We start from the raw sequence: 22,407 nt of genomic DNA on the forward strand, positions 1-22,407 counted from the left end.
CTAAGCGACTGGCGATAGTGAAGGGGGGGCATTTCGATCCCTATCTCGCAGAGTTCGAGACCGCTTCGCGCGCGGCTGTCGACTGGTTTAAAGCGCATCTGTGAATTGGGCGTAGTAGAGCGTGGCCGTGCCCTGGCCGTACCCAAGTTGAATTTATCGGACTTTAACTATGAAAGCTGCTTCCAAATATGGCCGTATCGCCGCGGCGATTCTTGCTTCGTTTGCGTTCTTCGGCGCTGCCGCCGCGACCGCAGCGCCGGTCAAAAATATCGTTCTCGTACACGGCTACTTTGCCGATGGATCGGGCTGGCAGAACGTCTCCAGGATCCTGTCACGCGACGGCTACAACGTTTCGGTCGTACAGGAACCCGAAACGTCTTTTGCGGATGACGTCAAAGCTACGACGCGCGTAGTCGATGCGCAGTCGGGACCGTCGATCCTCGTTGGTCATAGCTATGGTGGCGCTGTGATCACGGAAGCGGGAAATGACGCGAAGGTGGCAGGCCTCGTATATGTCGCCGCTTTTGAGCCGGACTCGGGAGAAAGCGCGATGGATCTCGCCAAGAAGATACCGTCGGCCTCCACCGCGATCAAGGCTACCGCAGATGGCTTTCTGTACCTCGACCCGGCTCACTTCCACGCAGATTTCGCGGCTGACTTGCCGGCGGCCGAAGCTGAGTTCATGGCTCGCTCCCAGGTCATGCCGGCCGCCGCGTCCTTCGGTACGCCGGTGTCAACGGCCGCGTGGAGAACGAAGCCGAGCTGGGCAGTCGTTGCGACTGCGGATCGTGCGATCAACCCGGATCTCGAGCGGTTCATGACGAAGCGCGCCGGTAGCACCACGATCGAACTCGATTCCAGCCACGTAGCGTATATGTCCCACCCCAAGGAGGTTGCGAAACTCATCGAGAAGGCAGCGCAGAAGTCTGCTCAATGATCGTTGAGGGAGCCATAACGCGGGCATGGCACCGTTAATGGATCCGACAGTCGAAAAGCTACCGCTTTTTACGTTGATGTGACTGGTGGTGGCTTGGAGAACTGATGGAGAGATTCGGGTAAATCGCGAGTCTTCCGCGATATCTTCACCCCGCCATTATTGGCGGGGTATCTTTTTAAAAATCCAAATCTTCACTTTTCCTTGATTTTTCTTGTCATAGGATTTCATCAAACTGATATTTCGCCAAATCGACGGAAGGGTGAGAAATGATCGAGCTGGATCGAAACGCTATTTGGGATAGCACGCTCGCGCTGCTGGAGACGATCTCAAAAGATCTGAAGCGAGACACCGAAAGACCACAATTCACCAGGCTACGCAGACTAAGTCAAGAAACTTCGATTAAGCCTGTAACGCCCGGTGCGACAGCACGCATCGAGTTCATCGGATGTAATCCGGCCGGAAATCTCACGATTGCGTGCAGGGACTCAACTGCTGGTCATTATGGCGCTCAAACCTGGAAACTTAGCCGTGCACGACAAAGTGGACACTGCGTGCTATCGGGTGATCGCATAAGGCGCGGCGATGATATCTACAAGCCGTCGACGCGCGGTCATTTCCCCCATAACGCAGATTGGATGATGCTGGCGTCGAAGATTCCCCGCGATCTGAAGCACAGACTTGTCGATGCATTCGATGCCGCCGACTATCGCGTCGTGAGGAATCTCTATTATTGTTCTTCAGTTTCGAACTCCTGATACTGGCAAGTTCGACGGTAACTGACAGTTCAAACAATCAAAAATTCTCCGCACTTTCCTGCAACGCCTGGGAGAAATCACTGGTACGTGTCGAACGCGTCGCGTCACCGTGAAACTCATCTCCTGTTTTTCACGTAGCCTCCCTCGGAACACGCAATGAGCAAATTGACGACTGCATTCGGCGCACCTGTGCCGGATAACCAGAATATTCAGACAGCCGGGCCGCGCGGCCCAGCACTTCTCCAGGACGTATGGTTCCTCGAGAAGCTCGCGTACTTCGATCGGGAAGTTATTCCGGAGCGTCGTATGCATGCCAAGGGGTCGGGCGCTTTCGGTACGTTTACTGTGACTCACGATGTAACGGCCTATACGCGTGCAAAGCTGTTCTCAGAGGTTGGCAAGACTACAGAGATGTTTGCCCGCTTCTCGACCGTCGCGGGGGAGCGAGGCGCTGCAGACGCAGAACGGGACATTCGTGGATTCGCGTTGAAGTTCTACACGGAAGAAGGTAACTGGGATCTTGTAGGGAACAACACCCCGGTGTTCTTCCTGAGAGATCCACTGAAATTTCCGGATCTCAATCACGCGATCAAGCGTGATCCCCGCACGGGATTGCGCAGCGCCCAAAGTAATTGGGACTTCTGGACGCAGCTTCCCGAGGCATTTCACCAGGTCACCATTGTCATGAGCGATCGTGGTATCCCCCGTTCGTTTCGCCACATGCACGGCTTTGGCAGTCACACCTTCAGCTTGATCAACGCGGCCGGTGAGCGTTCGTGGGTCAAATTTCACATGCATACGCAGCAAGGTATTCAGAATCTGACCGACGCAGAGGCGGTCGCTCTGGTTGGCTCCGATCGCGAAAGCCACCATAGGGATCTGTATGATGCGATTGAGCGCGGCGAGTTTCCGCGTTGGACGCTTTACTTCCAGATCATGCCGGAAAAAGAGGCTTCCACGTGCAAGTTCAATCCCTTCGATCTCACCAAAGTCTGGTCCAGGAAGGATTACCCTCTCATCGAGGTAGGACATTTCGAGCTTAACCGCAACGCGGAAAACTGGTTTGCAGACGTCGAGCAGGCAGCCTTTAATCCTGCAAACATCGTCCCCGGAATCAGCTTTTCGCCCGACAAGATGCTACAAGGTCGGCTCTTTTCGTATGGTGACGCACAGCGCTATCGGCTGACCGTGAATCATCACCAGATTCCTGTCAACGCGCCGAAGGCGACAAGTCACTACAACAGCTATCACCGCGATGGACTCCTGCGTGTCGACGGCAACCGGGGCGGATTAACGTCATACAACCCCAATACAACCGGCGCCTGGCTCGATCAACCTGATTTTAGTGAGCCGCCGTTGCCGCTGGAGGGGGAAGCAGGCCACTGGAATCACCGCACCGATGAGGACTATTTCAGTCAGCCGGGGGATCTGTTTCGCTTGATGTCTGCAGCACAACAGCATGTGCTTTTTGGAAATACCGCACGTGCGATGGATGGCGTTTCCGCTGCAGTTCGGGAACTCCATATCGAGCACTGCACAAAGGCTGATCCTGCCTATGGCGCGGGTGTCAGGCTCGCCCTGGAAGCGCAGGACCAGCGTGGGAATATGTCCGTACGCGACGAGCCCAACCGTCCTCGCTAGCCCAACCGTTTTTCTGTTCACCACTACGTCACCACGCTGGCGACGAGTGGGGTATCTCCTTCATCCGCGTATTGCGGACACACCAAGAGAGCGAACGATGACAATCGAAATTGACGGCGTCACAATCCCGGATAGTGCACTTGTCAGGAAAGTGACCGAACTCGCGCGGGAGAACACCACCCCGTTACTCTTCAACCATTCGAGCCGGGTTTTCTACTTTGGCGCCCTCGCTGGTGCGAGGCAAAAGCTCAAATTTGACCCGGAACTGCTTTATTGCGGCTGCATGTTTCACGATTTCGGTCTTATGAAACAGTACAGCAGCGCGAACGAGCGGTTCGAAGTCGACGGAGCCAACGCTGCGCGTGATTTCCTCAAGCAAGAAGGCATATCGCAGAGCGATATCGACACCGTCTGGACATCCATTGCGTTGCACACGACGCCCGGTATTCCCCAGCACATGCATCCGGTCATTGCACTGGTGACTGCCGGCGTGGAAATGGATGTTCTCGGTCTGAAATATGATCAGTACAGTGATACTGACCGTGACGCAGTCGTAAGGGCACATCCGCGCGGCGATAGTTTCAAGGAAGAAATTATTTCTGCCTTCTACGAGGGAATCAGACACAAGCCTGAGACGACGTTCGGTAACGTTAAGGCTGATGTGATCGCAGATAAAGAACCACATTTCCACGCCGGGAATTTCTGCTGCGTGATTCGCAGATCCATGTGGCCCTCTTGAATTTCGTCTTTTGCGACTGTTCTCGGATCGTGCTTGGCCTGTTCGATCTTCCTTCGCCGATCCGAGTCTTGGTTACAAACGCGCTTGGCTTCTATCGTGGGATCGCCAGGATAGTCCCGTCATCTACCTGGATCGAGGCGATACGCGCGTCCGCGAACCTCTTGATTTTTCTGGCATCTGGTCCCAAGGCGGAATGTCGCCGAATGCTGTCGCGAGGTAATCGACGAAGCGGCGCACTTTAAGCGGTATGCTCCGCGCGCTCGGATAGACAGCTTGAATGACAAGCTCCGTGGTGCGATAGGTCGGAAGAACCGCGATGAGCTGCCCGGAGCGCAGATGCTCGCCGAAGACGAAAGTCGGACCGTACGCAATGCCCGCTCCGGCTAACGTGGCGGAAAGAAGCATTTGCGTATTGTTCGCTGCGAGCCTGCAAGGTCCGTCGATGACGTGCGCACGGTCTTTCGAGTCAAACACCGTCCAGTCGCCCGCAGACACGGCTTCACTGAAGCATAGGCGCTGCGCCTTGCTCAGGTCCTGCGGCGTGCGTGGGGTGCCATATCGATCGAGGTAGGCCGGTGATGCACACATCAGCATCCGACAGGGAGCGATCCTGCGCGTAACCACACCGGGGTCATCGAGTCGGCCGATGCGTATCGCGACGTCGATGCCCGCATCGAGCAGATCAACATATCGGTCGCCAAGCAGCACTTCGATGTTCACCTGAGGATGATCCTCAAGGTATTGGGCGGTCACGCTACCTAAATGCATCGCGCCAAACGTAACGGGCGCTGAAACGCGCAGAATACCGCGCGCGGTACGCTGGGTATCGCTCGCCTCCCGATTGGCGTCGTCAAACGCTTCGAGAATCTGCTTGCTGCGTTCATAGTAGGCCTGCCCCGTTTCGGTCAGACTCAGGCGCCGTGTGGTTCGTTGCAGTAGCCGCGCATTCAGTTGCGCCTCAATCGCGCTCACATGCTTGCCGGCCATCGCTGGAGACAGCCCGAAGCGCCGGGCTGCTGCTGCAAGGCTGCCTTCCTCCACAGCGGCGACGAATACGCCGAGACTCGTCAGTCTGTCCATTGTGCCTCCATTCGATACCATCATTATCGACTGTCGCTACAGACTCGGCAATTATCACCGATAGGGTGCGGATCTACGATTGCCATACCCAACGGAGATAGAGTGAAAAATGGACATCGAAACGAACGGCACGCGAATTCACGTGGCGCAGAGAGGCAATGGGGAAATGGCGCTGGTTTTCCTGCATTACTACGGAGGCTCGTCCCGCACGTGGGACCGTGTGGCAAGTGAGTTGTCGGCTCGATATCGAATCGTTGCAACCGATCATCGAGGGTGGGGTGCTTCTGCCGCGCCTTCGCATGGGTACGGGATCGCTGAACTCGCTGCGGACGCCGAAGGTGTTATCGACACCCTGGGTTTGCAGCGCTATATCCTCGTCGGTCATTCGATGGGGGGGAAGGTCGCGCAGCTCATCGCATCCCGCCGACCGGCCGGACTGGAAGGTCTGGTCCTTGTTGCACCTTCTCCGCCATCACCAATGCTTCTCTCCGAGGAGGAACGTGCGACGTTGACTGGCGCATATCAATCGCGCGAGTCGGTCGAATTTGTCATCGATCACGTACTCACTGCAAGAAAGCTCGACGCTTCATGTCGCGAGCAGATTATCGAAGACAGCCTCAAAGCTGCGCCGCAGGCAAAAGCGGCGTGGCCGAACGTCGCAATGCGCGAGGACATCTCCGCCGCAGTGGGCTCGATTGACGTGCCTACCATTGTCGTCACTGGGGAGTTGGATCAGGTGGATCGCTTCTCCACGTTACAGGCGGAACTGCTGCCTCATATTCCCCATGCGACGACACACTTCGTCTCTGACGCCGGACACCTGTTACCTCTGGAAACGCCGGTTGAGGTCGCAACGATCATCGGAAGATTTGCTCAAGCGATAGAAGATCGTTCCGTCGTCTGCAGCACACCTGAGCAGGTCTCGGGCGCATTTGACGCGGCGTTCAATGCTGGAGATCTCGACGAGTTGCTCGGCGTATTCAGCAATCAAGCCACAATGAGGCTGACGAGCGGTGACGTGACACAAGAGAATTTCGCCGACCTGCGAAATGCTTTCGCGCAGTTGCTGACGTCAAAACCGCGAATAACCAATACCGTTCGTCGAGTGCTGCGCACCGGAGGCACTGCACTTGTGTTGCTCGACTGGACCTTGGAAGTGGTAACGGAGAACGGCGACACACAAGTCCAATCCGGGACTGCAACGCAGGTCATGGAAAGGGGGCGGGACGGAGGTTGGCGGTTCGTGATCTCGAATCCGCTTGGGCTGAACTGAAAGCGAGACGAAGTCGGCTTCCCGGTTCGTGAAGACCCGCGGCCAGAGCATTGAGCAGCAGTAGCGAAAGAGGAGGCTTTGAGAGGTGAGCTGATATCCGGCGGATCCAATGACCGAAACCGGTCGCTCTTCGGACATAGGCCGCCGACGAGCGAGCGGCCGCTCCTGGCCGAGTGCCGTCTTATGCGAATCGCATATCGCGTGCTTCGGATCCAGACAACGATGGTCGGCAGCCGACCCGTAGCAGCCCTAGGCCTCAACCTGACCTATTTGGCCGCTTTCAAGATACAACGGCCGTTCGTTGAGTCGCGGTGAACGGAGGCAAGTTCGAAGGGAGGCGACAACTTGGCGAACAGACCCTGGTGAGTTCGCGGTTTGCGATTCGCTTCAGGTGCTGCCCTGAAGCGCTAAGCCTCGGGCTTCATTGAGAATCCATGTCGCAAATGCCTGTAGTGGCCCTGCACTCAATTCGATTGGCTCGGGAAGAACGAGGCTGAAGTTTTTGGCGACCCCTTTACCTACCGGCCAGGGCGCAACCAAACGGCCTTGTTCAAGCTCTATCCCGATGTAAAGGCGCGGCACCAATGCCACGCCCAAGCCGGCTAGCGCCGCTTCAATCAGCATGGAATGTAGATCATAACGAGCACCGATCGCAGAGTTGGTCAGCACGATGCCGGCCTCCTGGGCATAAAGCTGCCAGGCGTCCGGATTTTGCCGCCTGTGAAGGCGTGGCAGTTCATCCAGCGGCGTGTTCGCGCCGGCGTCCTCGAGGAGCGCCGGACTGCAGACGGGCACCAACACCTCCTCGAGCAGGTGATGTAAATGCATACCCGCCCATGCGGGATGCTCGAAGTGAATGGCTGCGTCGAAACCGCTACCTGCAAGAAGGAAAGGGTCCATCCGTTCTGCGATATGCACGGTGATGTTCGGGTGCTTGTCCTGAAAGCGCTTCAGCCGGGGAATAAGCCAACGCGTTGCGAAGGTCGGAATGGCTGCGATATCGATGCTCGCGCCCTCGATGGGCTGCCCCATCAGATACAGGCTGTCGCGTTCCAGCCGATCGAGACTCTCCCGAACCTGCACTGCGTATCGCGTGCCGTTCGGTGCAAGCCGCACGCGATTTCCGACTCGCTCGAATAGTGCAACACCCAAAAACGACTCCAACCGAGCAATCTGACGACTGATGGCGCCCTCAGTGAGCGCCAATTCCTCAGCGGCGCGGGCGAAGCTTCCGTGTCGCGCCGCTGCCTCGAAGGCCAGGAGTGCTGAGTTGCTTGGGATCTTGCGTCGCACTGGAGTCTGGCCGAGCTATTGGATGGGCATCAGCTTGAGTAAAAGTCACTGAAGGCTGACATTATTTCGATTTTCACGGGGGAAACATCGGGCTAGCATGACTTTACCGCAATGAACGTGGCGCTTGCAGCGGGATGCGCATCCGCCACCAAGGACAAATCCGATGATCTACACCGTGGAATGCAGCTTCGCCGATCCCACCAGCGAGGCCGAATGGAACAACTTCTATAGTCTCGAAAAGCTGCCTGCTCTTATCTCGGTGGCCGGCTTTCACACGTCGCAGCGCTTCAAGGCGATAAGCGATGGTTGCCCTGTCTACCTCGCCGTCCACACGATCGACAGTCTCGACGTTCTGACGGGAGACGAATATCGCCGCAAGGGCGGCGGTAATTTCGCAAGGTGGCAGCAACACATCACCGACTGGCATCGAAATCTCTACAGCGATATTGGTGTGGCGCCCGCGGTCAACGCCGACGAACTGCTCGCGCTCTGCGCAAGCGGCCCCGATTCGCTGATCCGAATGGGCCTCGACCCGTTGGCCATGCAAGCAGTTGCGCTGGAGAAGTTTCCGGAACTTCGTTGGCTCGCAAAACTGCGTCTGAGCGACGCCCGTCTTTTCGAGGGTCTTGAGGGCGTTCACCTTTATACGCCGATGACGGAACAACTGACCAGCGCTCGAGCGGCTTTGACCGCGCAGGAAAGATAGTCAGCAATGCCAAACGTCACGTTCTACATTGACGCTGGGAAAATGCCGTCCGACGAACGGCTTGCCGACCTGTCCGACGACTGTGTCCGACTCTGCACCAACGTACTCGAAGCAGAACTCAAAAACGTTCACGTCGTCTACGTGGACGTTCGCCATGGGCACGGACATCCCGTTTTCGTGGAAGTCCAATATCGCCTTGAGATGTTTCGCACGCCGGCAGTAATGAACCGGTTCATGGAAGCGCTCGAGAGCGCCATCGCTTGCCGCACAGGTTTCGCGGCGCGCATCCGTTGTTTTGGCTACGCCGCGTCGAACATTTACGCCCGAAATTGATTGGTCTGGAGAAGCATGGTGCCCACCCTTACGTTTCCGAGTCAGCAAGTCGGCGACTTCACGATTACCGCCATCAGCGATGGCTATCTCACGGCCAGCCTCGACTATCTTTCGAATATTGACGTCGCGCAAGCCGCCAGAATGCAGGGCGACGCGGGGCAGAAGGAGCCCGCTGCTGTACATATCAACTGCTACGTGGTGCGCGGAGCGGGCCGCACCGTGCTTATCGACAGTGGCGCTGGTGGGATCAAGCAATGGGGCGGTCGCCTGAAGCCTAATTTATTGCTTGCCGGAATCGAACCGTCCACGATCGACACCGTGCTGCTAACACACGCCCATCCTGACCACGTCGGGGGGCTGCTGGATGCCGCAGGACAGATGGCCTTTCCGGACGCACAACTTGTCGTTCATGAGCGAGAGATGAAGTTCTGGCAGGACGACGGCAATCTGGCGCAAGCCAGCGAACGGGCGCGCGGAAACTTCCTTATCGCGCGCCGAGTGTTCGATCGCTACAGCGACACGCTCCGTACTTTCGAAGATGGGGATGTGCTTCCGGGTATCCGGGCGATGTCACTTCCGGGGCACACCGACGGGCACACCGGCTATCTCCTCGAATCTGGCGATATGGGTCTGCTGGTTTGGGGAGATGTGGTTCACTTTCCGCACATTCAAATTGAGCGGCCGGATGTATCGATTGCGTTCGATCAGGACGCATCTTTGGCCGCGACTACACGATCCCGGCTTTTGGACCAGGTTAGTTCCGAGCGTCTTCTGATCGCCGGCATGCATTTGGGCGAAGCCGGTTTCGCGCGTATAACGCGAACGAGGGGGAAATACGGTCTGTTTTATGAGGCCGAAGCGTGAGCCCTGGCGTGTCGCTGACTGTGAGGCGCTTGCCGTAGACGTTCTGCCGTCGCTTGACGAAGCACCTTGGGTGACGTCCGCCAGTCTGACTTGTCGGAACCGTGGCGTACGACTGTTGCCGAGGCTGAAGCTGCCGTTCGAAGGGCAAACCGCTGAGGTGGGCGACTGTCGCTTCCTGGCCGGCTACCGCCCGATGCACCTGAAAGTCGCCGGCCCGCCGCCTTAGCTACGCCACCCCGAGAAAAAAACGTTTCCGCGACCTCTCCACAAAGTTTCACTTTTACTTCCCTTCATCAACAAGGTCCAACTTCAGTTCCCATTGCCGGAAAGCAAAGTTGAATACATGTGCTGGTTGAACTGCCGCAGCACGGCGCACTCTATGGGGGCGAGCGAAACAACTTCACTTCGCGGGACGCACGGCGTAACTGTTGCAGTTGCGGCCTCGTTCGCACGTCGGGGCGGTTCAACGAGCAGAACGCCAGGCATCGAATGCGACCGGCTTGGCGCGGTTCGCGTGCATTACGCGGACCTTGTCCGGCGTGCCGTTGAGCGGATCGGAAGACGTGAGGATCTCGCTGTCGAAAAGCCAATCGCGGCGCGCAGCGTCGTAGCGGAACGTGATGAAGTCAGTCCAGTGTGCGCCGCATGCGACGCCGTTCTGCACCGTAAAGTAGCGCCCCTTAACTGCAAGACCGGCGTCGCCGTCGTCAAACGGATCGCATTGGCCGCCTTCGTTGGCGCGCAATACAACAGTATCGTTGCGCGCGGCGAGCCAGTACTGCTTGCTTGCCCGTTCCTCGAAGATCAGGAGCGGGCGCGGCGACGGCGTGTCGGCGGAGTCGCCTCGCCGGTGAACGACGACGAGTATGCTGCGTCGACCACTTTCGATTTGAGGCCCTGCTTGATACACCATCGGCTCGTAGCCCGGCGGTAACTGCAAAGCAATTTCCGCTGGAAGGCCGGCGGCGTGTGACGCTGCGGACAGCGCGAACAGAGCGAGCGGCATTAGGGAGTTTTTCATCGGGAGAAGGGCTTGCGCCGTCGCATCCATAATGTCGGGAGGGCGTATTTTACTTGCTACGAGCTGGCCACCGGCGGCGCATGGACGGCTACTGTTCGATGCGTTTCGCATGAGCCAAGGACTCATCGGCGCAGGGCGACCGGCCGAGTGCGACCCGATTGAGTCGTCCGGACACGGCAGGCCACTGTCAGTTCCGCGTCGCACAGAAGACGGTCACTGGTAACTCCGCGCCCCTTAATCTGATCACCCTCCCCCATCGTCATTCCCGCTGCGCCTCTGACCGCTCTGGACCGGTGGTAACGTCGGTGCACTGTCCGGATGGTCCGGTCTGGGCTCTTCATGCCCGGCCGTGTTCTACAATCGTGCCGCAGAAGGGGACGTAAACGTCATTGATCAACCAAGCACACGCGGGGAAAACATGGCAAGCAGGAGCCGACTTGTAAATTTGGACGCAATGATCCGCAGGGCGGACTTCGCGCTTGCAGAGGGGGACGTCCCGTCTTCTTTTGATTCACTAGCAACCGTCTCGCTGCGTGACCTTGCACCCGGCAGTTTGTTACCTACCAGCTTGCGTAAGCCGGATTTTCAACGGGAGACGAACCACTGGACCCCTGAGCAAGTCGTCTCGCTACTGGAGTGCTTTGTCAACGGTGATCTGATTCCCTCCGTCATCTTGTGGCGCTCCCCAACATATTTGTACGTCATCGACGGGGGCCATCGTCTCAGCGTGTTACGCGCTTGGATTGAGGACGACTACGGCGACGGCCCGTTGTCGCTTCAGTTTTTCGGCAATGCGATATCCGATGAACAGAGGAAAGCCGCCAAACTTACGCGGACGCTCGTAGCGGAGCGCATCGGCACCTGGCAGCACTTTCACCGCATGCAATCTCCAGACTTGCCCGAAGCGGACCTCCGAAAGATCAACGCGATCGTTTCGCGCGGACTCCCTGTCCAATGGGTGCAAGGCAATGCTGAAAAGGCTGAAGCCTCCTTCTTCAAGATCAACACCAACGGAACCCCGCTGGACGAAATCGAAGAACTCCTCTTGGCGAATCGTAACAAACCCATACCCATTGCCGCACGAGCAGTGATTCGCGCGGGCATGGGCCATAAATATTGGTCACGCTTTCCCGATCCGGCGAGCGCGTCGGTCGAAAAACTCGCACAAGATGTCCACCTCTCTCTTTTCGAGCCCGAGCTAAATGCGCCAGTCAAGACTCTCGATTTGCCGTTGGGCGGCTCGAAGGGGGTTCGTACCGCAATGCAAGTTCTCATCGAATTCATTTTGCTTGCTAACCGGAACCAACAAGGCACGCCAAAGCTTGTGAGTGATCAGGCGGACGACGTCGACGGCACCGCAACCGTGAAGGCACTCAACCGTGCCTTGGCGCTCGTCAATCGGATGACCGGGAACGACAAGGGGAGCTTGGGCTTGCATCCCGCGATCTACTTCTACGGTCCGACCGGGCGACACATGGGGCCTCTATTCATGGGCACGGCAACGTTGATCGCTTCGAAGTTAGCGAACAACGATCCCACGTTTTTCCAAAAGTTCACGCGCGTACGAGCTCATCTAGAAGCTTTGCTCATTTCGCACAAAGACCTTATTGCGACGATCTTACAAAAATCTATCAGCCGTCATCGCGTGAACGAGTATTCATCTCTGCTAGATCGGATCATCTTGGAGCTGGACAATGGCAAGGCCGTGTCGGAAGCCGACATGGTTTCGTATGCTCGGTTAGTCGGAAAGATCATCGTTGGAGATAAAGTGACTGGCAGCAAAGCGTTCAACGACGATACTAAAAGTGCAGCGTTCATCAAATCCGCGCTGCAGTCCGCGATTAAATGTCCCATCTGCGGCGGGTACCTTGATCCGAACAAGTCCGTTTCGTACGACCACACCGTGCCGGCAAGAGACGGTGGAGTCGGCACATTGGAGAACTGTCAACTAACTCATCCCTACTGCAATCAATCAGTAAAGCATTGATTGCGACCGTCTCATCTTGGCCTGTTAGCCGGCGGCCGAATTTTTCCTCTGGCCGGCCGCAACTGGCCGGCAGCGGTAGTCCATCTTCGGATCAGCAGAAATTGCGACTGACGGTGGGAAGCTCGCCCAGCAGGCTGCTGACATCAACGAGCCGGTTTGCGACCAGATGGCGAACCTCACCTTGCCGCTGCCAGACACCGTATACCGCGAGCAGCGAAGCGCCGAGCGCCTCGCGGCGGAATTTTTCAAGTACGGACTGCCAGACAATGACGTTCACCTGGCCACCCTCGTCCTCGAGCGTCATGAACATCACGCCGTTTGCGGTGCCGGGGCGCTGCCGAACCGTGACGATCCCGCACGCGCGCGCGAGCTGGCCATTCCGGTAGCGTAGCAGCACGTCTGACGGCATGAGCTTCATCGTGGCCAGCCGTGGCCGAAGCAGGGCGAGTGGATGGCGCCCGAGCGTGAGGCCTGTCATCCGGTAATCGCTGACGATCTCCTGGCCTTCCGTCATCGGCGCCAGCGCAGGCGTCTCGTCGTCGTCCGTCGCGCCGCGCAGGAGGTCGCGATCAGGCGCGGCCGCAACGGCCTGCCAGAGAGCGGCGCGGCGGTCTCCGGCGAGTGACCGAAGGGCGTTTGCTGCCGCGAGGACTTCGAGGTCGCGCCGATCGAGCTGGGCGCGTCGCGCAAGATCGGATACGTCGAGGAAAGGCCGCACGGCGCGCGCCATCTCGATGCGCGCGGCCGCTTCCGCTTTCATGCCGCGCACCAGCGACATGCCGAGCCGCAAAGGATCGTGAGTCGTCGGGCCTTCGATGGCTGAATCCCAGTTGCTCACCGTCACGTCGACAGGCAGTACGACTACACCATGCCGCTTCGCATCCTGCACGAGCTGCGAGGGCGAATAGAAGCCCATCGGCTGGCTGTTCAGCAGGCTGCATGCGAACACGGTCGGCTCGTGGCATTTGAGCCACGCGCTCGCGTAGACCATGAGCGCGAAACTCGCTGCGTGGCTTTCCGGAAAGCCATATTCGCCGAAGCCCTGGATCTGCGCGAAGATCTGTTCGGCGAATTCACGATCGTAGCCACGGGCAAGCATTCCATTCACGATGCGGTCGTAGTAGACGCCCAGGCCGCCCTTGCGCCGCCATGCAGCCATCGCGCGCCGCAGCTGGTCCGCCTCGCCAGCGGAGAAGCCGGCCGCAAGCATGGCCACCTGCATAACCTGCTCCTGAAAGATCGGAACGCCCAGCGTACGCGCGAGCGCCTGTTCCATCTGCGCACTCGGGAAGGTGACCGGCTCGATACCCTGCCGGCGGCGCAGGTAGGGATGCACCATACCGCCCTGTACCGGGCCGGGACGCACGATCGCCACTTCGATAACGAGGTCGTAAAAGCATCGCGGCTGAAGGCGCGGGAGCATACTCATCTGGGCCCGCGATTCGATCTGGAACACGCCCACGGTGTCGGCGCGGCAGATCATCTCGTAGGTCGCCGGATCCTCCGCCGGAATATCCTGGAGCTCGAATACCTCGCCACGCTTGTCCGAGATGAGGTCGAGTGCGCGGCGCACCGCCGACAGCATACCGAGCGCGAGCACGTCGATCTTCAGCAGCCCAAGCGCCTCGATGTCGTCCTTGTCCCACTGGATGATCGAGCGATCCGCCATCGCGGCATTTTCGATGGGCACGAGACGCGAGAGCTTTCCGCGACTGATGACGAAGCCGCCACTGTGCTGGGAGAGATGCCGTGGGAAGCCGAGGAGGAGGGCGGCAAAATTCGCCCACTGCACAATTATCGGTGCCTGCGGGTCGAGCCCCGCCTCCCGGAAGCGTTCAAGCAGATCGTCGCGCGAATCGAACCACTGATGTGCTTTCGCGACGCGGTCAACGATCGCTGGATCGACGCCGAGCGCCTTGCCGGATTCCCGAAGCGCGCTGCGAGGCCGATACGTCGTCACCGCAGCCGTCAGTGCGGCCCGGTCGCGACCATACTTGCGATAGATGTATTGCACCACCTCCTCGCGCCGCTGGTGCTCGAAGTCGACGTCGATGTCTGGTGGCTCGCCGCGCTCCCTGCTGATGAAGCGCTCGAAGAGCATAGAGGAGCGCGCCGGATCGACCTCGGTCACGCCAAGTGCGTAACAGACGGCAGAGTTTGCCGCCGACCCGCGCCCCTGGCACAGGATCCCTTCGTTGCGCGCGAAGCGCACAATATCGTAGACGGTCAGGAAGTATGGCTCGTACTTCAGGTCGGATATGAGCGCGAGTTCGTGCTCGATCTGTGCCTGGACTTTGTGGGGAATGCCCGAGGGCCACCTGCGGTGCGCGCCAATGTACGTCTCCTGCCGTAGATACGCCTCGGGCGTAAATCCCTGCGGCACCAGTTCGTCGGGATACTCGTAACGCAGCTCGTCGAGCGAAAACGTGCAACGCCGCGCGATCGCCACGCTTTCGGCAAGCGCACCAGCGGGATACAAATTAGCGAGCCTTAGCCGGGAACGCAGATGCTGCTCAGCGTTTGGCGCGAGATCGTAGCCACAGTCGGCAACCGCACGGCCCAGGCGTATCGCAGTCAGCACGTCTTGCAAGGGCTTGCGAGAGCGCACGTGCATGACCGGCGCGCCGGTGGCCACCACTGGCACGCCGTGGCGCGCAGCTGCCTGCTCGATCACGCCACGATGGATGTCGTCCATCGCGCGAGCGTGCAGCGTCAGCGCGACGCGCGCGCGCTCGCCAAAGGTCGAGGCCATCCATTCGACCTGCGCATCGGTGCGCGCTTCATCAGCAGGGTACTCCGGGCTGAGAATCACGATGCACCCCGGCAATGCTCGCAGGTGCGCCTGTTCAGGATCGGGATGATCGAGGTCGCGCGTCGCAAGGCGATATGTGCCCTTGTCGGCCCTCATGCGCGCGAGCGTGATCAGCTCGCTGAGATTGCCGTAGCCTTCGCGCGTGGTCGCGAGCGCGGTAAAGCGCAGAGCCTGGGCCCCATCGGCATTCGTCAGTCCGAACTCACTGCCAACGATCAGCGGGATGCCCGCTTTTTTCGCCTCGACGTGCGCGCGCACAACGCCAGCGAGTGAGCACTCGTCGGTAATCGCAATCGCCGTGTAGCCGAGCTGCGCCGCGCGCGCGGCCAGATCGTCTGCGTGCGATGCGCCGCGAAGAAAAGAGAAGTTCGAGACGCACTGCAATTCCGCGTAGGCGGGCAGTGCACCGAATGCATCGGGCGTTGCCATGACCTATCCAAAGAGGCCATGCAGAAACCATCGCGGCTCGCGTTCGTCGCGACTGCCGACGCGCTCGCGATATATCCAGTAGTGCAGATTATTTTCAGATTCGGCCACGAAGTAGTCTCGCGTGACGGTTTCTCCATCCTGCCAGCCGCATTCGATCCGCTCGCCCGGCGACACCATACGCAAAGGGGTGCCATAAAAGGGACGGTGACCGCGCATGATCAGCTGGATCGGGGCATCGAGCAGCCAGGCGGGTCGCGGCAGGTCGCGAGGCAGCGGCGTTCGTTCGCGCGATACTTCGCTCGAAGTCGGTATCCAGCGGGCCGCTTTCTCCGGGCGATGATCCGCAAGGGGACTGGCGCGCAGCACATTCTCCGCACCCAGGCGCGCGACGAGCAGTTCCATTAGCCGCGCGTGATCCTGAGGCGTCCCGCCGGGTTCTGGAAACAACGAATCGCTGGGGGCGTCGGCGGGGCGCACGTCCCGCGCCTCCAGACGCATGGCGATGACGGGTGCTGTGAGCTCGATCCGCGCGAGTCGCTCTTTCAGCAGGCGCACGAGATGTTCTTCATGCCATGTCGGCTCGCCCAACGCAATCTCGACTTCGGTCGGTTCGATTGCGCAGCGTCCGCGCTCATGTTCGAGGAAGAGGGCGAAGCGGGCCACCGCAAGTTGGCGCGCAGCGAGCCACCCCGTCATCTGGAGCGTCATCCGGCGCGCAGCGAAGAGCGTGGCCTCGACGTGCTCAATCCTGTCCGGCAACTCGATGCGCGCCTCGAATGTTGGCGGCATCTCCAGCCAGTCGTGAACCTCCGGCGCGGCGCCCACGGCTCGATCGATTGTGTCGAGCAGTGCTGTGCCACAGCGCTTTTTAAGACCTGCGCGCGGCAAACGCATGACGTCCGCCAGGGTGGTGCAGCCGAGGCCATCAAACCACTCCGCGTATCGGCGCGCCGCGGGAACTACGGTCACTGGCACGCGTGCCAGTGCGCGGGCCTGGCTGCGCTCGCCCAGCGCTACGCCACCGCCGGTGCGCGCGAGCAGCCACGCCGCCTCGGCCGTTGTTGCAATTGACGTGACGCACGTCACGCCAAACCCGGCGATCGCGCGACGCATCTGCTGGCGCAGTGCGCGCAGGCCACCGAACAGTCGTACGCTTGCTGTCACGTCGGCCAGCACGACGTGTTCATCTGCCATCACGACGCTGGGCGTGAACTGAAGCAGCGCGAATGCCGCACCCTGCAGGGTCTCCTGTTCTCTTGCGAGATCCCGTTCACGAATGTCTGCGTGCGGCGCGAGCGTCAGCACGCCACCGCGCCGCATCCCGGTGACGATGCCCTGCGCAACGGCATTCGCATCCATGGCCAGTACGCAGCCTTTATCGAGCACCACGACGCCATCCTCAGACACCGGCATGTGCCAGGTCGGGCAAAAACTCTCGATGGGCAGGCGCGGCAGATGTACGCCGATCCAGTGGTGCATGGCGATTCAGGAGAACAGGTGACGGTGATAACGGAACAAAAACCGGGCTGTCGAGATGTGGTCCGCGACGCTTGATGAAGGAGGCATTGATACCGCCAGGCGCGGGTTCAAGCGCCAACCTCAACGGTGCGGGGGATGTGGAAACCAAAGCAGCCATCGGCCGGAACAGAAACATCAGTGTTTCGGCTCGCTGTGCTGCCAGATGCAGGCGGCGCAGCGCATCCGCGCGCACTTGCAACTGCCAGAGCAGCAACGCGCCAGCCGTTCCAGTCCGCAGGATCTGCTCAGTTGCCCAGAGTGCGTCGGCAGTTGACGCTGGGTTGAGTACACACAGGTTGGTTGTGTCGAGTCCCCACCACGTGAACGCAGCGGTCTGAAGGCGGTGAGGGGGGTGGACCATAAACACGGGGCGCTGCGAGACGCCCTTTAGTGCCGGTCGCAGCAAACGAAGCTCGCCGCAGCCTGGCTGCGGCAGCATGAATTCCGTCAAAGAGCCCGCTGGCCATCCTTGTCCGGGCAATTCCGCATCCAGAGCGTCAAAACCGCTCCGAACCGTGCGATGCCCGGCAGAACCAAGCTGCGACGCCCGCCACAAGTCGGGATGGATGGTTTCTGGACGAACTAGGGGCTGCGCTGCCATCGTGGCCTCTATACTGTATATTTATACAGTATATTCCGATGATGGGTCTTCTGCAAAGCGTCCCTGATTCGGATTTTTTGCTTATTCATCATATTAGGTATCCATTTGATTTTCGTGCAATTTTCCGGTTAGGTCGACCTAGGTCCCAAGCGACTTTGCCTTTAGGCCCCTTATAATTTTCCTTTCCAATCAAAGGCCTGCTGACTGCCGATCCTAAAGCGGGGAAACCGGAGCAAAGGAAGGTACCGACACTGCAGCCGCTGCCCTCGAACGGCGGGACGGCAGGCGTTGCTCGGGTTTGCTTCCATCGACAACTGCGCGCGCCTCGTCATCCGATGCCCGGGCCCGGGCATCATCAGCCAGGTGGCGTCGAGAAGCAGCGGCCACTCGATCCCTGGCCTTATTAGACTATGAGCAACCGTGCGCTCACCTCGGTGCTCGTCATCGTGGCGCGGTTTCGCTCCCGTTTGCCCTGAGGCGGTGATGCGAAGTTATGTTGGTGGACAAGGGTGGACGACTTGTGAACTAGACTCGTGGCTTCGCGCACGCACTCGTCTCGCGCGCGTAGCGATGTGATACCTGCGGCCGCTGTCGCTTGCGGGATACCTTATACGTCTGCTCCGAAACATGCCCAAAAGGCCTAGCGAACGGCCACCGGCGATCGAACGCGGCTCAATCGTTGTGAATTTGGCGATCGGGAGTGCGTGCACAGCGTGAAATACCGGACTGCCAGATCAGCCGATCAATTGCCTGTGCTGGCGCAGACGTTGATTCCCTGTATCGAAGCGGAAGGCCGGAATCGCTGTTCCTGGCCTGTATGGTCCGCGGCAGAAGATTCAACGCCAAAACAATAAATCGTGGCTGGGCAGATCGCCCTGATCCGGTTGATCCCTATGTTTGCATTTTTAGAATCGACTGAAGGGAAGTTTTAAGTTTTCTGTAAAGATGGGTAAAATCGCGCTGCCATGAATCGCCTTCGCAACATGCGGCGGCGGAGCGCGTTGTCCTGCTGGGTTTTGCGGTTCTTCCTGCTTGTTCTCGCGTTCCGGTTGCTGCTGCCATCCGGACTGATGCCCGGCGCCGTTGCGCCGGAGCAGGGCTTGACGCTCGTGCTTTGCAGCGGGCATGGCGAACTCGTTTTGCCCGCGTCAGCAACCGGCGCTGTGTCCCTCGCCTCGGTCGAGGCATCGGTGGCCACTGTGCACGACATTGACGCTCATACTGCGTCCAGTTCGGGTTGGACCTTGCAACACACATCGCCCGACGTGATGTGCGCATACAGCGCGGTATTCGCTCAAGTCATTCAACTGGCGATTCTGCTGCTGCTCGTCAGCCATCTTCTTTCGCGCCCCGCCGCGCCGCTTTCCCGGCGGCGTGAACCGCTTCGTGTCTGGTTCGTCCATTCGCGGCAACTGGCCCGCGCACCGCCTTCAGTGATCGCAATCTGACGCCGCGTGGCTGACCGGCCACGCGTCGCTCCCGATTTCCCGTTTGATCCCGGAATCGCTGCATCAGCAGCGAGCCTCGCTAACGCCTGCGCGCGTGGCGGGGTTACACGCGCGCCCGTCATGGTGGCGTGCCGGTGTCACCGATCACTTTGCGCCGGATATCGCGCAGCAGGACGCGCGCGTGCGCACACTTCACACGAAGCACAACATGAATCCCCGTATTTCCCTGACCGCTGCCGCGGTTCTCGCCGTATTCGCCGGCGCAACACATGCCCAGGAAAGTACCGTTGCTCCAGCAGACAAGACGCTCGACGCGGTCCGCGTGAGCGTCAAGAAAGAGGACGCACTGCAAAAGCCCCTCGCAACCGGCAGCCATCTTGGCCTTTCGTCGCTTGAAACGCCCGCGAGCGTCGAGCAGATCGACCGGGCGAAACTGGTCGAACATGGCGATACGTCGATCGTCGATGCAGTCAGCCGTGCCACCGGCATCAGCGAATCGCCGCATCCCGGCAATGGCGGCTCGGAGCTGAGCGCGCGCGGCTTCGTCGGCAGTTCGTCGGTCACGCAACTGTATGACGGCCTGCGTCCTTATGGCGCAATCGGCGTGACGTATCCGTTCGATACCTGGTTCGTCGATCACATCGATGTCCTGCGCGGTCCCGCTTCGGTGATTTATGGCGAGGGCGCGATTGGCGGCGTCGTCAATATCGTGCCGAAAAAGCCGACCCGCGGGCCGATTGAAAACGAACTGCAATTGGGCGCGGGCACCGAGCGCACGGCACGCGCCGCATTTGGCAGCGGCGGTTCGTTGACCGACCGCCTGTCCTATCGTTTCGACGTGAGCGCGAACCGCTCCGCGAACTGGGTGGACCGGGGCGATTCGCGCGATCTCTCCGTCTCTCTGGCACTGCGGTACGACCTGACGCCGGACCTCTATGTGACGGCGTCGTATGCGCAGGGTTTCCAGCATCCGATGCAGTATTTCGGCATTCCGCTCATCAACGGTGCGTTCGACCGTTCGCTGGTCTCGAAGAACTACAACGTCGGCGACAGCGAGATTTCGTATCGCGATAGCTGGACGACCGTTTCGGCGAACTTGCAGCCCAGCGATGCGCTTAACGTGACGACCACGTTCTATCGCATGAAGAGCAACCGTCACTGGAAGGACGCGGAGGACTACACCTATGTGCCGCAGACGGGACTGATCGAACGCAGCGGTTATACGGAGATTTTTCACGATCAGGAGCAGTACGGCAACGTGACGACGGCCACGCTCGAAGGCACGTTGTTCGGCATGCAGAGTACCTTCTCGACCGGCTTTGAGTTCAATCACACGACCTTCCAGCATGACAACAACTCGCCGTATTCGGGCACCAGCTATGTCGATCCCTATGACTTCGATCCGGGCAGCTTCATCAACGCAGCCGGCACCTATCCGAAGTATCGTTCGCAGTCCAATCAGTATGCGGTCTTCGCCGAAGACCGGCTCAAGCTCACACAGCGCTGGTCGATCATCGGTGGCGTGCGTTACGACCATGCGAGCGTGAACCGTGACGATCTGGTCAATGGCGTTGGCTTCACGAAGGTCTTTCCCTACACGGGCTGGCGTATCGGCACGGTGTTCGATATCCAGCCGAACCTGGCGGTCTATGGACAATACGCGACGGCGGCCGACCCGGTCAGTTCGCTGCTGATGCTTAACGCGACTAAGGCGCAATACACTCTGGCCACCGGCAAGCAGATCGAGGTGGGCATCAAGCAGACGCTGCTGGATGGCCGGGTGGACTGGACCCTCGCGGCTTATCGCATCGTCAAGAACAACCTCGTCACGGCCGATCCGCTGAATCCCAATCAGTCGATCCAGGTGGGGCAGCAGTCCTCGCGCGGGCTCGAAGGCACGGTGGGGGCGCAGATTACGCCGGCGCTGCGCGTCGATGCCAACGTCGCGCTGCTGCGCGCGCGCTACGATAACTTCGTCGAAAGTTCGGGCGGGGCGGCGGTGTCGCGTGCGGGCAACGTGCCGGTTTCCGTGCCGCAACAGCTTGCCAACCTGTGGATCAGCGAGCGCTTCGCGCCGGGTTGGACCGCGATCGCCGGGCTCAAATACGTTGGCAAGCGTTACGCCGATACGGCCAACACGCTGGTGATGCCTTCGTACACCACCGTCGATCTGGCCCTGGCCTGGCAACCGCGCAAAGATACGACGATTACGGCGCGAGCCTACAACGTGTTCAATCGTCATTACGTACAGTCGGCCTATTACGACGAGACGCAGTATCTGCTCGGCAACGACCGCAGGCTCGAACTGCTGCTGAATTACCGGTTCTGAGCGCGTCACGAGGGGCATTTCGTCGCGGGATGGTTGCAGGAACAACCGTGGGATTGCACAAATCCCCGGTAAAATATGCGCCATGAATGCCCTTCGCCGGTTCCTGCTGCGGAGCGGGATGGCGAGCCGGGCGCTTTTCCTGGCCGCTTTCACCGTTCTTCTTGCGCGCGCGCTCTTGCCGGGCGCGGTGATGCTCGACCCGGTTTCGGCGGCGCAGGGCGGGTTTGCGCTCGTCATGTGTTCGGGGCATGGCCCGATGTTCGCTCAGGGCGCTGCCATGATGGACATGCCTGGCATGGCCGCCTCCATGCCAGGCATGAATATGAGCCACATGGCGGGCATGACTGCTCACGGCATGGAGATGAGTGGCGCGTCCGGCGCAACCGGACATGGCTCCATGGCGGGTGACGACGGGCTCTGTCCCTTCAGCGCTGCGCTCGTCGTCGCCTGTGTGGGTGTCGCGCTCGCCTGCGTATTGTTCGTACTGATCCGTGCCGCGCAGTCATGGATCACGGTGGTCGCGCAGTCGCTGTCGCGTTCGCCGCTTCACTTCCAGCCGCCATCGCGCGCGCCTCCCCGGTTCAGCTGAAGTCAGTCCATCCGCTACGCGCGCCACATCGGCGCGGCGTAAGCACGACTAT

General features: G+C 59.7%; 19 protein-coding genes. 13 read left to right on the top strand and 6 right to left on the bottom strand.

Annotated elements, in window-relative coordinates; genetic code table 11:
- Nucleotides 1–169 precede the first annotated feature (169 nt).
- From BBA01S_RS35540 to BBA01S_RS35550, 4 genes are all read left to right on the top strand, one after another.
- The gene (locus BBA01S_RS35540) at nt 170–937 is read left to right on the top strand and encodes an alpha/beta hydrolase (protein ID WP_027820588.1); all 768 of its coding nucleotides are present in this window, start codon (nt 170–172) and stop codon (nt 935–937) included.
- A 266-nt stretch (nt 938–1,203) separates the two neighbouring features.
- A complete protein-coding gene (locus BBA01S_RS46305) occupies nt 1,204–1,692 on the top strand; it encodes a DUF3331 domain-containing protein (RefSeq protein WP_084162741.1) in 489 nt (162 codons plus the stop codon).
- Nucleotides 1,693–1,848: 156 nt separating this feature from the next.
- Nucleotides 1,849–3,333, top strand: coding sequence for a catalase (locus BBA01S_RS35545; RefSeq protein ID WP_027820589.1), 1,485 nt, complete (start codon nt 1,849–1,851; stop codon nt 3,331–3,333).
- Nucleotides 3,334–3,430: 97 nt separating this feature from the next.
- On the top strand, nt 3,431–4,072 hold the full coding sequence (locus BBA01S_RS35550; RefSeq protein WP_027820590.1) for an HD domain-containing protein: 642 nt from the start codon (nt 3,431–3,433) through the stop codon (nt 4,070–4,072).
- A 123-nt stretch (nt 4,073–4,195) separates the two neighbouring features.
- Here the strand turns inward: BBA01S_RS35550 and BBA01S_RS35555 are convergent, their stop codons facing one another.
- On the bottom strand, nt 4,196–5,152 hold the full coding sequence (locus BBA01S_RS35555; RefSeq protein WP_027820591.1) for a LysR family transcriptional regulator: 957 nt from the start codon (nt 5,150–5,152) through the stop codon (nt 4,196–4,198).
- 109 nt (nt 5,153–5,261) lie between these two features.
- On the opposite strand from BBA01S_RS35555, the gene BBA01S_RS35560 reads away from it, so the two are divergent.
- On the top strand, nt 5,262–6,425 hold the full coding sequence (locus BBA01S_RS35560; RefSeq protein WP_027820592.1) for an alpha/beta fold hydrolase: 1,164 nt from the start codon (nt 5,262–5,264) through the stop codon (nt 6,423–6,425).
- A gap of 387 nt (nt 6,426–6,812) precedes the next feature.
- On the opposite strand, the gene BBA01S_RS35565 is transcribed toward BBA01S_RS35560, so the two are convergent.
- Entirely contained in the window at nt 6,813–7,718 is a 906-nt protein-coding gene (locus BBA01S_RS35565) for a LysR substrate-binding domain-containing protein (RefSeq protein WP_027820593.1), read from the bottom strand.
- Nucleotides 7,719–7,881: 163 nt separating this feature from the next.
- Between BBA01S_RS35565 and BBA01S_RS35570 the strand changes: the two genes are divergently transcribed.
- Genes BBA01S_RS35570 through BBA01S_RS35580 form a run of 3 tightly spaced genes read left to right on the top strand, consistent with a single transcriptional unit; the run spans nt 7,882 to nt 9,621 of the window.
- Nucleotides 7,882–8,424 (top strand): hypothetical protein, encoded by a 543-nt coding sequence (locus BBA01S_RS35570; protein WP_027820594.1) that lies wholly within the window; start codon nt 7,882–7,884, stop codon nt 8,422–8,424.
- A 6-nt stretch (nt 8,425–8,430) separates the two neighbouring features.
- On the top strand, nt 8,431–8,757 hold the full coding sequence (locus BBA01S_RS35575) for a hypothetical protein (protein WP_027820595.1): 327 nt from the start codon (nt 8,431–8,433) through the stop codon (nt 8,755–8,757).
- Nucleotides 8,758–8,775: 18 nt separating this feature from the next.
- Entirely contained in the window at nt 8,776–9,621 is an 846-nt protein-coding gene (locus BBA01S_RS35580) for an MBL fold metallo-hydrolase (RefSeq protein WP_027820596.1), read from the top strand.
- 463 nt (nt 9,622–10,084) lie between these two features.
- Here BBA01S_RS35580 and BBA01S_RS35585 read toward each other — a convergent pair whose 3' ends face one another.
- Nucleotides 10,085–10,627 carry a hypothetical protein gene (locus tag BBA01S_RS35585; RefSeq protein WP_245641690.1) on the bottom strand — a complete coding sequence of 181 codons (543 nt, stop codon included), beginning with the start codon at nt 10,625–10,627 and terminating at the stop codon, nt 10,085–10,087.
- Between the two features lie 469 nt (nt 10,628–11,096).
- Between BBA01S_RS35585 and BBA01S_RS35590 the strand changes: the two genes are divergently transcribed.
- Nucleotides 11,097–12,629 carry a GmrSD restriction endonuclease domain-containing protein gene (locus BBA01S_RS35590; protein ID WP_245641692.1) on the top strand — a complete coding sequence of 511 codons (1,533 nt, stop codon included), beginning with the start codon at nt 11,097–11,099 and terminating at the stop codon, nt 12,627–12,629.
- Nucleotides 12,630–12,720: 91 nt separating this feature from the next.
- Here BBA01S_RS35590 and BBA01S_RS35595 read toward each other — a convergent pair whose 3' ends face one another.
- From BBA01S_RS35595 to imuA, 3 genes are read right to left on the bottom strand one after another with little or no spacing between them, the layout of a single operon-like run.
- On the bottom strand, nt 12,721–15,870 hold the full coding sequence (locus tag BBA01S_RS35595; RefSeq protein WP_027820599.1) for an error-prone DNA polymerase: 3,150 nt from the start codon (nt 15,868–15,870) through the stop codon (nt 12,721–12,723).
- Between the two features lie 3 nt (nt 15,871–15,873).
- Nucleotides 15,874–17,349 (bottom strand): Y-family DNA polymerase, encoded by a 1,476-nt coding sequence (locus BBA01S_RS35600; protein ID WP_027820600.1) that lies wholly within the window; start codon nt 17,347–17,349, stop codon nt 15,874–15,876.
- Complete coding sequence (gene imuA / locus BBA01S_RS46310) at nt 17,270–17,989, bottom strand: translesion DNA synthesis-associated protein ImuA (RefSeq protein ID WP_084162742.1); 720 nt, start codon at nt 17,987–17,989, stop codon at nt 17,270–17,272. Before imuA ends, BBA01S_RS35600 begins: the two co-directional genes overlap by 80 nt.
- Before the next feature lie 595 nt (nt 17,990–18,584).
- Between imuA and BBA01S_RS48700 the strand changes: the two genes are divergently transcribed.
- From BBA01S_RS48700 to BBA01S_RS45390, 4 genes are all read left to right on the top strand, one after another.
- On the top strand, nt 18,585–18,674 hold the full coding sequence (locus BBA01S_RS48700; RefSeq protein WP_218004275.1) for a hypothetical protein: 90 nt from the start codon (nt 18,585–18,587) through the stop codon (nt 18,672–18,674).
- 280 nt (nt 18,675–18,954) lie between these two features.
- Nucleotides 18,955–19,437, top strand: a complete 483-nt coding sequence (locus tag BBA01S_RS35605; RefSeq protein WP_027820601.1) for a hypothetical protein — start codon at nt 18,955–18,957, stop codon at nt 19,435–19,437.
- Between the two features lie 208 nt (nt 19,438–19,645).
- Entirely contained in the window at nt 19,646–21,766 is a 2,121-nt protein-coding gene (locus BBA01S_RS35610; protein ID WP_027820602.1) for a TonB-dependent receptor, read from the top strand.
- Between the two features lie 82 nt (nt 21,767–21,848).
- Nucleotides 21,849–22,355 (top strand): hypothetical protein, encoded by a 507-nt coding sequence (locus BBA01S_RS45390; protein ID WP_052392036.1) that lies wholly within the window; start codon nt 21,849–21,851, stop codon nt 22,353–22,355.
- The last annotated feature ends 52 nt before the right edge of the window (nt 22,356–22,407 follow it).

Source organism: Paraburkholderia bannensis NBRC 103871, assembly GCF_000685015.1.
Classification (GTDB): Bacteria; Pseudomonadota; Gammaproteobacteria; order Burkholderiales; family Burkholderiaceae; genus Paraburkholderia; species Paraburkholderia bannensis.